Source organism: Centipeda flueggei ATCC 43531, from assembly GCF_000160695.1.
Taxonomy (GTDB): Bacteria; Bacillota; Negativicutes; order Selenomonadales; family Selenomonadaceae; genus Centipeda; species Centipeda flueggei.
Genome location: NZ_GG694006.1, coordinates 235,447 through 249,691, shown reverse-complemented (window position 1 = coordinate 249,691; position 14,245 = coordinate 235,447). Strand labels below are relative to the sequence as shown.

General features: G+C 55.6%; 11 protein-coding genes, 1 tRNA gene and 1 other RNA gene. All 13 read left to right on the top strand.

The features are described from left to right. Nucleotides 1-38: 38 nt before the first annotated feature. Nucleotides 39-396, top strand: an RNA gene (gene rnpB, locus HMPREF0908_RS10395) — RNase P RNA component class A. Nucleotides 397-432: 36 nt separating this feature from the next. Continuing rightward, on the top strand, nt 433-1,095 hold the full coding sequence (locus tag HMPREF0908_RS01200; RefSeq protein ID WP_040572302.1) for a C40 family peptidase: 663 nt from the start codon (nt 433-435) through the stop codon (nt 1,093-1,095). 205 nt (nt 1,096-1,300) lie between these two features. After that, nucleotides 1,301-2,392, top strand: a complete 1,092-nt coding sequence (gene dprA, locus HMPREF0908_RS01195; RefSeq protein WP_040572301.1) for a DNA-processing protein DprA — start codon at nt 1,301-1,303, stop codon at nt 2,390-2,392. Then, nucleotides 2,355-4,685 carry a type I DNA topoisomerase gene (gene topA, locus HMPREF0908_RS01190; RefSeq protein WP_006689581.1) on the top strand — a complete coding sequence of 777 codons (2,331 nt, stop codon included), beginning with the start codon at nt 2,355-2,357 and terminating at the stop codon, nt 4,683-4,685. Before dprA ends, topA begins: the two co-directional genes overlap by 38 nt. Further along, on the top strand, nt 4,682-6,004 hold the full coding sequence (trmFO, locus tag HMPREF0908_RS01185) for a methylenetetrahydrofolate--tRNA-(uracil(54)-C(5))-methyltransferase (FADH(2)-oxidizing) TrmFO (protein WP_006689580.1): 1,323 nt from the start codon (nt 4,682-4,684) through the stop codon (nt 6,002-6,004). The genes topA and trmFO overlap by 4 nt, the downstream gene beginning before the upstream one ends. Continuing rightward, a complete protein-coding gene (gene hslV / locus HMPREF0908_RS01180; protein WP_006689579.1) occupies nt 6,001-6,540 on the top strand; it encodes an ATP-dependent protease subunit HslV in 540 nt (179 codons plus the stop codon). The genes trmFO and hslV overlap by 4 nt, the downstream gene beginning before the upstream one ends. Next, on the top strand, nt 6,537-7,934 hold the full coding sequence (hslU, locus tag HMPREF0908_RS01175) for an ATP-dependent protease ATPase subunit HslU (protein WP_006689578.1): 1,398 nt from the start codon (nt 6,537-6,539) through the stop codon (nt 7,932-7,934). Before hslV ends, hslU begins: the two co-directional genes overlap by 4 nt. Before the next feature lie 116 nt (nt 7,935-8,050). Further along, the gene (locus HMPREF0908_RS01170; RefSeq protein ID WP_040572299.1) at nt 8,051-9,388 is read left to right on the top strand and encodes a replication-associated recombination protein A; all 1,338 of its coding nucleotides are present in this window, start codon (nt 8,051-8,053) and stop codon (nt 9,386-9,388) included. Nucleotides 9,389-9,444: 56 nt separating this feature from the next. Then, nucleotides 9,445-10,239, top strand: a complete 795-nt coding sequence (gene speD / locus HMPREF0908_RS01165) for an adenosylmethionine decarboxylase (protein WP_006689576.1) — start codon at nt 9,445-9,447, stop codon at nt 10,237-10,239. Between the two features lie 11 nt (nt 10,240-10,250). Beyond that, nucleotides 10,251-10,817: a helix-hairpin-helix domain-containing protein gene (locus tag HMPREF0908_RS01160; protein WP_006689575.1), complete on the top strand. Its 567-nt coding sequence runs from the start codon at nt 10,251-10,253 to the stop codon at nt 10,815-10,817. Further along, complete coding sequence (locus tag HMPREF0908_RS01155; protein WP_006689574.1) at nt 10,814-13,249, top strand: DNA internalization-related competence protein ComEC/Rec2; 2,436 nt, start codon at nt 10,814-10,816, stop codon at nt 13,247-13,249. Before HMPREF0908_RS01160 ends, HMPREF0908_RS01155 begins: the two co-directional genes overlap by 4 nt. An 83-nt stretch (nt 13,250-13,332) precedes the next feature. After that, nucleotides 13,333-14,046, top strand: coding sequence for an HAD family hydrolase (locus HMPREF0908_RS01150; protein ID WP_006689573.1), 714 nt, complete (start codon nt 13,333-13,335; stop codon nt 14,044-14,046). A gap of 105 nt (nt 14,047-14,151) precedes the next feature. Next, a tRNA-Pro gene (locus HMPREF0908_RS01145) sits at nt 14,152-14,228 on the top strand. Nucleotides 14,229-14,245: the final 17 nt, after the last annotated feature.

The window sequence follows — 14,245 nt, the reverse complement described above, 5'->3', positions numbered from 1 at the left end:
CCTACATACCATATATGGTATAATCTTTACCGTTGGTACGAGAGGCCGAGACAATCGCGTCTGTCATGCGGCAGATGAGGAAAGTCCGAGCTCCACAGGGCAGTGTGCTGGATAACGTCCAGCGAGGGTAACCTTAGGGACAGTGCCATAGAAATTTAGACCGCCGATTCTGTCGGTAAGGGTGGAAAGGTGCGGTAAGAGCGCACCAGCAGTCGGGTGATCGGCTGGCTTTGGTAAACCCCACATGGAGCAAGACCAAATAGGGAAGGATCTCCGGCGGCCCGTCGGCCTTCCGGGTAGTGTCGCTTGAGACGCTTGGCAACAGGCGCCCCAGATAAATGATTGTCACCGCCTCCTTTTGGCGGAACAGAACTCGGCTTATTGGTTTCTCGTAGCCAATGTTATTGTGCACTTATGGAAGGAAGTGTTTGCTTGCGAAAGAAAATCAAGATTCTTGCATTATCCGCAATGCTTCTCTGCTTCGCCTCCATTGCGAGCGCAGAGTCATTCCAGATTGGTGATCAAGGAACGGATGTTGCCGAGATTCAAGGACAGCTTTCTAATTATGGTTATGATGTTGCCGCTGATGGTGATTTCGGCCCAGCGACGGCGGAGGCTGTCAAGGAATTCCAAGCAGCACACGGACTGGATGCGGATGGACTTGTTGGGCCGGCAACATATGAGGCACTCCTTGGCAAGTCAATGCCGCAGGTCAGCCGCGGGTCAAACTACTTTGTCCGCCGCATTGTTTCAGACTCCATGCAGTATATTGGCGTGCCGTACTCGTTCGGTGGAACGACACCGGCGGGGTTTGACTGCTCCGGTTTCGTCCGCTACGTTTTTGCGAACGCGGGGATTTACCTGCCGCGCACAGCGGATGCTCAGTATGAGGTCGGCTATCCAGTTTCGTCGGCAGAGATGGTTCCTGGCGATCTCGTATTTTTCTCCACATATGATTACGGACCGTCACACGTCGGCATCTACCTTGGTGATGGCAACTTTATTAATGCCTCGTCGAGCCGTGGTGTCGCAATTGACAATCTGTACGGCGGTTATTGGGGCGCATGCTATATCGGTGCACGTCGCGTGATGTGATGATGCAGAATCTGGGAGGGGCTCAGCCCCTCTTTTTTTATAGGAGCTGTCTTGATGGCTGATATTTTTTTACTCCTTCTCATCTTTTTGATGGTTTATTATGCTTTTGGAGATAAGTTGTTTCCCAGATAATAATATAGAACAAAACAGCGGCAGCTAGTTGCATTCTTTCCTGAATTTAGGTAAGATGGGGAGCGTGTATAGAATGGGTGATCGGTGGTATCTGGCGGCACTTCTGCGCTGTCCGCAGGTGGGCAGTGTTCGTATGCGGAAGCTGCTGGCAGTGTATTCTTCGGCGAAGGAGATCTGGTCCATGTCTGCCCATGCGCTGCGTGCGGCGGGGGTACTCACGGATGTTGTTGCTGATGTACTGGCACAGCACATTCAATCGGATCCGCATCTTCCGGAACGACTTGAAGAAAGCTGTCGGCGCCTTGATGTTGCTGTGGTAACGATGGAGGATAAACGCTATCCGATCGTTCTGCGTGAGATCTTTGATCCGCCGCTTGTACTATACTGCCGCGGCACATTGCTGCCTGATGTACGACGCATCAGTATTGTCGGTGCACGTAAGTTTTCGGGATATGGGGAGGCCGCCGCGCTGGAGTTCGCGGAGCATCTTGCCGCCGCAGGTGTCACCGTGGTCAGCGGGGCGGCACGCGGGATTGATACCCGTGCACATCGCGGTGCGCTGCGCAGCGGTCGGACGGTCGCGGTGCTCGGCTGCGGGGTGGATGTTGCCTATCCGTCGGAGAATCGACGCTTGTTGGCGGAGATTTGCACTTCCGGCGGGGCAGTCCTCTCAGAGTATGCCCCCGGGACGCAGCCGCTGCCCATGTTCTTTCCTGCGCGCAATCGCATCATCAGCGGACTCGCGGAGGGAGTGCTTGTCGTTGAGGCGGCACGACGCAGCGGCTCCTTGATCACCGCTGAGATGGCACTCAGCGAGGGTCGCGAGGTCTATGCGATTCCCGGCAGCATCTATTCGCCGCAGAGCGGCGGCTGCCATAACCTCATCCGTGCAGGGGCACGCCTTGTGGAATCTCCGCGTGAAATTCTCGAAGAGATGCACCTCGTTGAATCGCCGCGCCGCTCTGTCCGTACCCAGTTGACGCCGGAAGAGGCCCATATCTATCAGGTGCTCTCCTTCGACCACGCGCTGACCATGGATGAAATTATCGACAGTCTGCCTGTGAGCACGACAACGAGTCTCCCGCTCCTTCTCCTGCAGATGCAGCTAAAGGGAGTTATCATAGAAAATGACATGCACGCCTATCGGCGTGCCGAAAGGAACTGACGGATTGGCGACGCAAGCATCTGCCCGAAAGGCAAAAGCCGGCACAGCGAAAAAAACGAAGACAGTGAAAACGGCGGAAAAAAAGTCACAGAAAAAAATTCTGGTGATCGTGGAGTCTCCTGCAAAGGCAAAGACCATCGAGAGGCACCTCGGCAAACAGTATACTGTTCGTGCATCGATGGGACATTTGCGCGATTTGCCCAAAAGTCAATTTGGCATTGATGTGGAACATAACTTTGAGCCGAAATACATTAATGTGCGTGGGAAAGGCGATCTGATCCGTACACTCAAAAAAGAGGCAAAGGATGCCGATAAAATCTATCTGGCGAGCGATCCTGACCGTGAGGGGGAGGCAATTGCATGGCATCTTGCGCATATCCTTGGCGTTGATCCTGCGACGGACTGCCGCATCGTCTTTCACGAAATCACAAAACCTGCGATTGAGGAGGCGGTGCATCACCCGCGGCCAATTCACATGGCCCAGGTGGATGCTCAGCAGGCACGCCGTATGCTGGACCGCATCGTTGGCTATCAGCTGTCGCCCCTCCTCTGGCGCAAGGTACGTAAGGGGCTGTCCGCAGGGCGCGTCCAGTCGGTTACCGTGCGTCTGATCTGCGACCGTGAGCGCGAGATTGAGGCGTTTCAATCCGAAGAGTACTGGACGGTCGAGGCAAAGCTGAAAAAGGGGAAGCATGCATTTACCGCCGAGGTGACCCATGCATACGGGAAAAAACTTTCCCTCCATAACGAAGCGGAAACAAAGACTTTGACGGACGATCTGGCACAGCGTAGCTTTTCCGTACAAGAGGTCAAGCGCAGTGAGCGCAGGAAGAAAGCCGCGCCGCCTTTTACGACCAGTTCTCTGCAGCAGGATGCGGCACGCAAGCTCGGGTTTACGTCGGGGCGCACGATGATGATCGCTCAGCAGCTCTACGAGGGCGTTGTTCTTGGTCGTCACGGTGCGACCGGCCTCATCACGTATATGCGTACCGACTCGACGCGCATTTCGAATCTTGCCGTGGACGAGGCGCGCAGTTTCCTCAGTGAAGAGTACGGAAAAGAGTATGTTCCGCCCCGTCCGAATGTCTACGCGATGGGGAAGAAGGCGCAGGATGCACACGAAGCAATAAGACCGACGAGTATCCTGCGTACGCCCGCAGAGGTGGAGAGCTATCTGAACCGAGATCAGCTCCGTCTCTATACGCTCATCTGGCAGCGATTCTCCGCCAGTCAGATGTCCGCCGCCCTCTACGACACCATCGCGGCGCAGATTGCGGCGGGGGACTATCGTCTTCGCGCGCATGGCTCGAAGCTGAAGTTCAAGGGCTTCACTGCTGTCTATGTTGGAGCGGAAACGGCAAAGAAGGAGAAGGACACGCTCCTGCCCGACCTCGTGGACGGTGATCCCCTGACGCTGGGAGCATTGAATCCTGAGCAGCACTTTACCGAGCCGCCGCCGCGCTACAATGATGCGTCGATTGTCAAGGCCCTTGAGGAATTAGGGATCGGTCGTCCGAGTACGTACGCGCCCATCATCGAGACCATCCAGAAGCGTGGCTACGTAGAGCGGCGGGAAAAGCAGTTCCGTCCGACGGAGTTGGGCTTTATCGTCACAGATATGCTTGAGGAGCATTTCAAGAACATCGTCGATGTCAAGTTCACGGCAAATCTGGAGGGAGAACTTGATGGCGTCGCTGACGGATCACTTGACAAGAATGAGTTGCTCGGCAGCTTTTATACACCATTCGAACAGACGCTGAAAAAAGCGGAGGATGCCATCGGCACGGTGGAGCTCCCCGAGGAGGTCACCGATATTCCTTGCGATAAGTGCGGCCGCATGATGGTGGTCAAGCAGGGACGTTTTGGCAAATTTCTTGCCTGTCCCGGTTTCCCTGAGTGCCGTAATGCAAAACCTCTTCTGCGTGACACGGGGGTTCTGTGTCCTAAGTGCGGCGGGCGGATCGTCGAGCGAAAGAGCCGCCGCGGGCGCGCATTCTTCGGCTGCGACCGCTATCCTGAATGTGACTATACGACGTGGGATGAGCCCCAGAAGGAGACCTGCAAAACCTGCGGCGCATTTATGCAGAAGCATCGCTACCGTACGGGGCGTGCTATCCTGTACTGCAGCAACGAGGCGTGCCCTTCGCGCATCGGCAGCCCCATCGAAAAGGAGCTGGCACGCCAGAAAAAGCGTGCACAGGAAGCCCTTGAAAAGACGAAGGAGACGGACGCTGCGGCGAAGAAGCCGACAACGAAACGAAAGAAAGGTGCGCGCAAGGGGACGCACTCGTGAGTGGCGTACGCATCATCGGTGCCGGGCTTGCCGGTGCCGAGGCAGCATGGCAGGCGGCTGAAGCAGGAATTGCTGTGGAGCTTTTTGAGATGCGTCCGCTGCGCCATTCGCCGGCACACAAGACGGATGCCTTTGCCGAACTCGTCTGCAGCAACTCACTGCGGGCGGCAGGGCTGATGAATGCCGTCGGCGTACTCAAAGAGGAGATGCGCCGCATGAACTCCATCATCATGCAGGCGGCAGACCATACGGCTGTCCCTGCCGGCGGTGCACTGGCGGTGGATCGTGAGGCGTTCAGTTCCTATGTGACGGAGCGCATTACGCAGCATCCGCTCATTCATGTGCATCACGAAGAGATCACGGAGCTGCCGTCCACGGATGACAGTGTCCTCATCGTCGCCTCCGGACCACTAACGGATGGGCGGCTTGTGGATGCGATCCGCCGCCTGCTCGGTGATGATGGACTGTATTTCTACGATGCGGCGGCGCCGCTCATCAGCTTCTCCAGCATTGATATGAATGTGGCGTACCGGGCCTCGCGTTATGGGAAGGGCGAGCCTGCCTATATCAACTGCCCCTTGAACGAAGCGGAGTATGACGCATTCTGGCAGGCATTGACGACGGCAGAGGCGGCGGAGACGCATGATTTTGAGAAAGCGATTTTCTTCGAGGGCTGCATGCCGGTCGAGGTCATGGCTTCGCGCGGGCGAGATACGCTTCTCTATGGTCCGTTGAAGCCTGTCGGGCTTGAGCATCCCATAACAGGGGAGCGTCCATATGCTGTGGTACAGCTGCGGCAGGACAACGCAGCGGGGTCGATCTACAACATCGTCGGATTTCAGACCCATCTCAAGTGGCCGGAGCAGCGGCGTGTTTTTCGAATGATTCCGGGACTGGCAGCGGCGGAGTTTCTGCGCTACGGCGTGATGCACCGCAACAGCTTTATCAGTGCACCGCGTCATTTGCGTCCGACATTCCAGTATGCAGGGAATGACCGTCTGTTGTTCGCGGGACAGATGACCGGTGTGGAGGGGTATGTCGAGTCCGCTGCATCGGGGCTTGTCGCGGGGAAAAATGCCGCGCGGCTGGCACGGGGGGAATCGCCTGTCCTATTTCCCACCAGTACCTGCCACGGAGCACTTGCACACTATATCACGACCTGTGAGCCAGAACATTTTCAGCCCATGAACATTAACTTCGGGCTGCTGCCGCCGCTCGCGGACTTGCCGCGCCGCACGCGAAAGCCGGAGAAAAAAAAGATGCTGGCAGAGCGTGCATTGGAGAATTTGAAGCATTTTCTGGAAGGAGAGACACTGTGACATTTCACGCAACGACCATTGTGGCGGTCAAAAAGGATGGAAAGGTTGCTGTCGCGGGTGACGGGCAGGTGACCTTCGGCGAGCGTGCGATCATGAAGGCGAACGCACGCAAGGTGCGGCGGCTCTATCATGGGAAAATCCTTGCAGGATTCGCAGGCTCGGTTGCGGACGCATTTACCCTTTTTGAAAAATTCGAGGTCAAGCTGGAGTCGTACAGCGGCAACCTCCAACGCGCTGCCGTGGAGTTGGCAAAAGACTGGCGTACGGACAAAGTACTGCGCAAATTGGAGGCACTTCTCCTCGTTGCGGACCAGGACAGTATCCTCATGATCTCCGGCAACGGCGAGGTCATCGAGCCTGATGGCGACTGCACGGCGATCGGTTCGGGCGGATTCTTTGCCCTTGCAGCGGCACGCGCTCTCGTGGCACATTCGGCACTGGATGCGCCCGCGATTGCCAAAGAGTCCCTCTCGATTGCTGCGGACATCTGCGTCTATACGAATCATCACATCACGGTGGAGGTACTGGAATCATGAGTCAGATCGGAGTCAACGAACAGACGCCGCGCGAGATTGTCGCCGAGCTCGACAAGTATATTGTCGGTCAGCACGAGGCAAAGCGCTCGGTTGCGATCGCTCTTCGCAACCGCTGGCGAAGCCGTCAGCTCGATGCGGATATGCGCGAGGACATCATTCCGAAAAACATCCTCATGATCGGCTCGACCGGCGTCGGCAAGACGGAGATTGCCCGCCGTCTGGCGCGCCTTGTGCGCGCACCCTTTCTGAAGGTGGAGGCGACCAAGTTTACCGAGGTCGGCTACGTCGGACGCGACGTGGAGTCTATTGTGCGCGATCTCGTCGAGACTTCCGTGCGGATGGTGCGCCAGCAGAAGATTGAGGAAGTGGAGGACAAGGCAAAGGAGAACGCAGAGGAGCGTCTCATCGATGTCTTTGTTCCGCCGCCGAAGAAGTCAACGAATCCGCTCGGCAGCCTGTTCTCCTCGCAGGCAGATGAGCCGGAGGGAAAAAAGGAAGAGCCGCCGAAGTATCAGGCAGGGCGTGAGTGGATGCGCAAACGACTGCGCTCCGGTGAGCTAGAGAATGATGTCATCGAAGTCGAGGTGGAGGAATCCGCGCGGCCGATGGGTAATATGTTTGCCGGCTCTTCCTTAGAGGGGATGAGCGACAATCTTCAGTCCATGATCGGGAAACTCGTGCCGAAAAACCGCCGCAAGCGCAAGGTGACAGTCGCACAGGCACGCAAGATCTTCGCGGCAGAAGAGGCGGACAAACTTGTCGATATGGATGTCGTCGCCGAGGAGGCGGTGCGCGCTGCCGAATACAGCGGCATCGTCTTCCTCGATGAGATTGATAAGGTCGCCGTGAGTAATGGACGCAGTGCGGGTGCCGACATCTCGCGTGAGGGCGTTCAGCGTGACATCCTGCCGATTGTGGAGGGCTCTACGGTCGTTACGAAGTATGGCCCTGTCAAGACCGATCATGTGCTCTTCATCGCGGCGGGGGCATTTCATACGGCAAAACCGTCGGACCTTATCCCCGAGCTGCAGGGGCGTTTTCCGATTCGCGTCGAGCTGAAGTCGCTTGTCAAGGAGGACTTCGAGCGCATCCTCATCGAGCCGCGCAACGCGCTCATCAAGCAGTACAGTGCGCTGCTCGGCGCGGAGGGCGTCTCTCTGCGCTTTGCAGATGATGCCGTCAGCCGCCTTGCGCAGCTGGCGGAGACCGTCAACGAGCAGACGGAGGACATCGGCGCACGACGTCTCTATACTCTGCTCGAAAAACTTTTGGAGGAACTTTCCTTTGACGCGCCCGATCTCACGGAGAAGGAGGTCGTCATCGATGCGGCGTATGTTGACCGCTGTCTTGCAGACATTGCCGGCGACCACGATGTATCGCGCTTTATTCTCTGACGATAGAATATAAGGATGAAGAACGGTTTGGATGAGTTCGAGCCGTTTTTCTATTGCCTAAGTGTGAATTTTATGAGATAATTCAGAGTGAAAAACTCTGTACAGGAGGTATGGCTATGGACGAACAGGGCAGGCTCTTTGCGCGTGCTGCGTATCAGCCGCTCGCGGAGCGCGTTCGTCCACGCACGCTTGACGACTTCGTCGGGCAGGAGCATCTCCTTGGGCAGGGGAAGATACTGCGCCGTCTCATTGAGAGTGACCGCATCACATCGATGATCTTTTGGGGACCGCCGGGCGTCGGCAAGACGACACTGGCGCAGATCATCGCCGCTCGTACGAAGGCCGAGTTCATCACGTTCTCCGCCGTGACAAGCGGGATTAAGGAAATCCGCACGGTGATGCAGGAGGCGGATCGCCGCCGTATGTACGGAGAGCGCATCGTCGTCTTTGTCGATGAGATTCATCGCTTTAATAAGGCGCAGCAGGATGCGTTTCTGCCGTTTGTGGAGAAGGGAAGCATTGTTCTCATCGGAGCAACGACGGAAAATCCCTCCTTTGAGATCAACAACGCTCTGCTCTCGCGCTGCCGCGTCTTTGTCCTGCAGGGGCTGACTGAGGCCGACATCGAACGCCTCCTCCGCCATGCGATTGCAACGGACAGAGAGCTGTCGCAGATGCACATCCATCTGTCCAATGATGGGATCACTGCCGTCGCTGCCTTTGCCAACGGTGACGCACGCAGTGCACTCTCGACGCTCGAGATGCTCCTCCTCAATGCGGATGAGCGGGATGGCGAGCTGTACGTCACGGAGGAAAATCTCGCGCAGTGCATCACGCGGAAAACTCTGCTCTATGACAAGAACGGCGAGGAACACTATAATCTCATTTCAGCACTTCATAAATCCATGCGTAACTCGGACCCCGATGCAGCAGTCTACTGGCTTGCGCGGATGCTTGAGTCGGGAGAGGATCCGCTCTATGTGGCACGCCGTGTGGTTCGTTTTGCCGCTGAGGATGTCGGACTTGCCGACCCTCGCGCGCTGGAACTTGCCGTCGCTGTCTACCAGGCGTGTCACTACATCGGGTATCCCGAGTGCAATGTGCATCTGGCGGAGGCTGTTATCTATCTCTCGCTCGCACCAAAGTCCAATGCCATGGAGACAGCATATCTTACGGCAGCTGCGGATGCGCGCACGATGCTTGCCGAGCCCGTGCCGCTGGTGATACGGAATGCACCGACGCGGCTGATGAAGGATCTGGATTACGGCAAGGGCTATCAGTATGCGCATGATGCCGAGGAGCATATCACCAATATGCAGTGCCTTCCTGATTCACTAGTGGGACGTACGTACTATCGTCCAAGTGAGCAGGGGATGGAGAGCCGTTTTCGGGAACGTCTGGAGTGGATCAAGGTGTGGAAGGCGGAGCATACCCCTAAGAAGAACGAGAAGTAAGATCATATATAGATATCGAATGTGTGGTCATGTGAAGAGAGGAAGGAGCTCCTGCGTTGGATGGGAAGCTGAAACTGTACGGATTTAACAATTTGACAAAGGCGCTGAGTTTCAATATTTATGATATTTGTTATGCAAAGTCGGCGCGTGAGCAGCGGGACTATATCAAGTACATTGATGAACAGTACAACTCCGACCGTCTCACGAAGATCCTCTCGCAGGTGACCGATATGATTGGTGCGCGGATTCTGAATATCGCCAAACAGGACTATGATCCGCAGGGAGCGAGTGTGACGATGCTTATTGCAGAGGAGGCGGCGGTCATATCGGGCAGGAAGAAACCCCTCAATGGGACGCCTCTCACGGGGGAGATGATGCTCGCCCATCTGGACAAGAGTCATGTCACCGTTCATACTTATCCTGAGTTTCATCCTGATACAAGTATTGCGACCTTCCGTGTAGATATCGACGTTGCGACCTGTGGAGAGATCACGCCGCTGCAGACGCTGGACTACCTCATCAGTCAGTTTGATTCGGATATTATTACGATGGATTACCGTGTGCGTGGTTTTACGCGCGATCTACAGGGACGCAAGCTGTTCATGGATACTAAGATGACCTCCATCCAGGAGTTTATCAAGCAGGAGACATTGGACGAGTATGATGCCGTGGACATCAATCTCTATCAGGCAAGTCTTTTCCATACCCGGATGCTGATCAAGGAACCACAGCTCCAAAACTACCTCTTCAATACAGACGTTGATGAAATTCCACCAAAAACGCGCTTGCTCATCAGTACGAGTCTGCGCCGTGAGATGATCGAGATCTTCAGCGGGAGGAACGTGTACTAGGAGATGATCTGATGCCGCTCTATAAAAAATCACTTTTGATTCTCCTGGTGCTGCTTGGTGCTGTACTGATTGGTGCGTCTTATGGCTACTATACAGAGCAGAATGCCATCGCGCTTGACACAGCAACGACCGAGCATGTCGAGCCCCTGCGCAAAGTCACGGTCTATGTCTCGGGTGAGGTAAAGAAGCCCGGACTCGTCACGCTGGATGAGGACAAACGTGTCGCCGATGCGGTGAACGCTGCCGGCGGTGTGATCGAGACAGCGGACGTTGACCACATCAATATGGCAGCACATCTTGAGGATGGGATGCAGATTCGTGTGCCCGTGCGTCTGCATGATGCGGAAGAAAAGGGGGCGGCGACATCCTCCGGCAGGCAGGCGGACGGAAAGATCAATCTCAATACAGCGACCGAGAAGGAACTGCAGGAGCTGCCCGGCATCGGTCCCGCCATGTCTGCGCGTATCGTGGAGTACCGAGAGAGCAACGGTGCATTTCAGACCATCGACGATATCAAGAAGGTGCGCGGGATTGGCGCGGCTAAATTTGAGAAACTGAAAGACCGTGTGACGCTATGAAAACGGGACAGCACCCGCTGCGCTTCCTCATGGGGCTGTTGGCGGCGTTTTGTCTCGGCATTATCTGTGGTGCCTGCGGTGGTATTTCTCTTTCCGTGCATCTCATCTATCTTATCTCTGCCGTACTGATTCTTTTTTCAGCCTCCGTTATCCTTGTTCTGAAACAGCACGAACGGACATGGATAACGTTTGTGGGGCTTTTTTTCGTTGCGGGAATGTTTCGCTTTGCAGGGGCGTATGAGCTGCCGGTGCAGGACATATCCCATGCGGCAGGAGAGGAGACTCATGTCTCGGGCATCATCACCGAGATGCCGCGTGTCACGGAGCGTACAGACGGAACGCGGCAGATTCGCTATACGGTTGTGGTGCATACTCTGGGGCGAGGCAGTACAGAGCGTGCGGCAAGCGGACAGCTGCTCCTCTACGAACGTGTGGATGCGGACATGCCGCAGGATGTGGGGCGCATTGGAGACAGGATCACGGCAGAGGGGAAGATTCGCCGTCCGCATGGGTATCAAAATCCGGGACAGATTGACACTGCACTCCTCCTGCGCACGCAGGGGATCACGGCATCTCTGTCGGCACGTCGGGGCAGTGTATCCATCGAGTCCCGTGATGATATTTCTCTGTGGGAGCAGTGGATGCGCCGCGCGGCAGAGATTCGTACGCATTATCTTGAGCGTATGCGAGCGGTCATGCCGCGTACAGATGCGGCGGCAATCTTTGCGATGCTGTTCGGAGGCTATGAGGGAATCGACCCGGCCCTGCTGGAAGCATATACGACAACGGGGATCGTTCATATTTTATCGGTGTCGGGTTCCCATATCAGTCTGATTGCCGCCGTGATTGCGTGGATTGCTGTTATCCTGCGCCTGCCCCGATGGTTCGGTGCCGCCGTTGTGATTTCTGCGATTTTCTTCTATGTTCTGCTGGCGGGCATGGTGCCGCCTGCTGTACGCTCCGGTATGATGGGCGGGGCCGCCTTTCTCGGGCTGGTGCTCGGGCGCGAACGCGACGCGAAGTACCTGCTCCTTCTGACGGGCCTGTTCATGCTTATGGTGTCGCCGCTGCTCCTCTTTCACATCAGCTTTCAGCTGTCTTTTTTGGCGACAGCAGGGCTTCTCTTCCTCGCCCCTGTACTCGCCGCGAAGATGCATCGTCTGCCGCGCCTCGTTTCTATGGCATTTTCCATTACAATTGCCGCGCAGCTCATGGTGCTTCCCGTATTGGCATGGTATTTCAATCAGGTGTCGATCTCCGCGCTTCTCGCCAATCTCGTCGTCGTGCCCATCGTTGAACTCATCATCATCATGGGGCTCTTTGCCGGCATTGTTGCCTATCTCCTGCCGCTCTTCGGCGGAATTCTCTTTGCCGCTGACAGCGTCCTGCTCGGCATATCGTTTGAGCTGACACGTGCCTTAGCAGCTTTTCCCCTGTCTAAGGTATGGCTGCCGTCGATAGGGATTGTTCCGTCTGTTTGCTACTATGCGGTGATCCTAATGCTCTGTGCGCCGACCGAGATGCGCAGGAAGATCCTATCGCGCTTCTTGGCATATCGCCGCATTGCGGCAGTACTGTGCCTTGCCCTCCTTGTCGGTGTGTGTGCGTGGCGTATGGTCATGCCGCGCGAGATGGCTGTACACTTCATCGATGTGGGGCAGGGGGACTGTGCCCTCGTTGTGACACCGCACGGCCATGCGATGCTATTTGATACAGGCGGAACGAGGGACAGTGCATTTGATATTGGCGCGCGTGTCGATGTACCATATCTCCTCCACTACGGAGTGCGCGAGGTGGACTACATCTTTCTCTCGCATGCTCACGAAGACCATGCGGCGGGCGCGGGGGCGATTCTCTCCCGCCTTCCCGTAAAACACGTCTATACGGCGGATGAGGGACGTCATGCCTACGCCATGAGCATGCGCCTCGGTGATGCAAATCCGCTGCTGTCGAAGCTTAGTCGGGCGGCGGCGGGGGATACCTTTGTTCTGGACGGGGTTACCGTGGAGGTGCTCTATGCGCCGGCACTTGATCCATTGGACAATGCGACAGGCAACGAGGTATCGAATGTTTACCGTATCCGCTATGGTGATGCGTCCTTCCTCTTTACGGGCGATCTCATTCGGGAACATGAGCAGAGGATGCTCGCAGCGGGCACGGACGCCTCTGCAACCGTTCTAAAAATCCCGCATCACGGCTCGCATACATCCAGTTCGGAGGAGTTTATCCGTGCCGTTCATCCCATGTATGCTGTCTACTGTGTCGGTGCGGGGAACAGCTTCGGGCATCCGCATGCTGACGTAGTGGAACGGTATAAGCAGATGCAGGTAAAAACCCTCCGTACGGATGAGGACGGCGCGATTGTCTTTCGTACCGACGGACACCATCTCTTTGTGGAGACATTTGCAGATGGGAAGATATTACATAATTAAGGAAAAATGACAGATTGCATATAGCAGACCTTTCCTTTATAATAATGTAAGTGGGTATTATATGCACATGAAACGAGGGGATTATGAGCATACGAGGAGTAGTATTCGACGTTGACGATACGCTGTACGATATGGCACAGCCTTTTTATAATGCGCTCCGAAGACTTTATGGGGAGCGTTCGGCATTTGATCTGCCCGCACTTTTCCTGTCATTTCGCCGTTACAGTGACGAGCGATTTGAGGAGTCACAGACAGGAAAGATCAGCATGGATGAGTTTTACATCTACCGCATTCGCAAGACGCTCGAGGAGGCAGATGTTCAGACAACAGATGCACAGGCATTGGCATTCCAACGTGTCTACATGGGGCTCCAGTATCAGATTCAGTTGTCACCTACCATAGTGCGGATGCTGAATGATCTCCGCACACGTGCGAAGATCGGTATCATCACAAACGGCGAATCAACTCATCAGCGCAAAAAAATCGCATCCCTCGGCATGTCCAAGTGGATGCCGGAAGAAGCGATCATCGTCTCGGGAGATCTCAAGTTCCGTAAGCCAGATCAGCGCATTTTTCAGCTGATGGAAGAGCGGCTGGAACTGAATGGGGCACAGCTCCTCTATGTTGGTGATTCCTTTGATCTGGATGTTGCAGGCTCTACAGAAGCGGGGTGGAGTGCCGTTTGGTTCAATCGCCGCAAGAGGAGTGTACCGTCAAGCGGTGCAGGCCTGTCATTTACCGAAGTTCCCTCAGAGGATATGCTCCTCTCTGTGGTGCTGAAAGCCGTACGCGGGTAAACAATACTTCCTTTTTTTGAGAGTCAGTGCATGCATCAGCGATCCCTCTATACAAAAATAATGCTTGCATTTTCCCACGAAACTTGCTAGAATACATATCGTTGTCGGGATGTGGCGCAGTTTGGTAGCGCGCATCGTTCGGGACGATGAGGCCGCAGGTTCGAACCCTGTCATCCCGACCATTTTTTGCTTAGTGAAG

What these genes read in the sequence shown, in the direction of transcription:
- dprA (WP_040572301.1), top strand. Translation starts at nt 1,301, where the DNA reads ATGGGTGATCGGTGGTATCTGGCGGCACTTCTGCGCTGTCCGCAGGTG.
- topA (WP_006689581.1), top strand. Translation starts at nt 2,355, where the DNA reads ATGACATGCACGCCTATCGGCGTGCCGAAAGGAACTGACGGATTGGCG.
- hslU (WP_006689578.1), top strand. Translation starts at nt 6,537, where the DNA reads ATGAGTCAGATCGGAGTCAACGAACAGACGCCGCGCGAGATTGTCGCC.
- HMPREF0908_RS01170 (WP_040572299.1), top strand. Translation starts at nt 8,051, where the DNA reads ATGGACGAACAGGGCAGGCTCTTTGCGCGTGCTGCGTATCAGCCGCTC.
- HMPREF0908_RS01160 (WP_006689575.1), top strand. Translation starts at nt 10,251, where the DNA reads ATGCCGCTCTATAAAAAATCACTTTTGATTCTCCTGGTGCTGCTTGGT.
- HMPREF0908_RS01155 (WP_006689574.1), top strand. Translation starts at nt 10,814, where the DNA reads ATGAAAACGGGACAGCACCCGCTGCGCTTCCTCATGGGGCTGTTGGCG.
- HMPREF0908_RS01150 (WP_006689573.1), top strand. Translation starts at nt 13,333, where the DNA reads ATGAGCATACGAGGAGTAGTATTCGACGTTGACGATACGCTGTACGAT.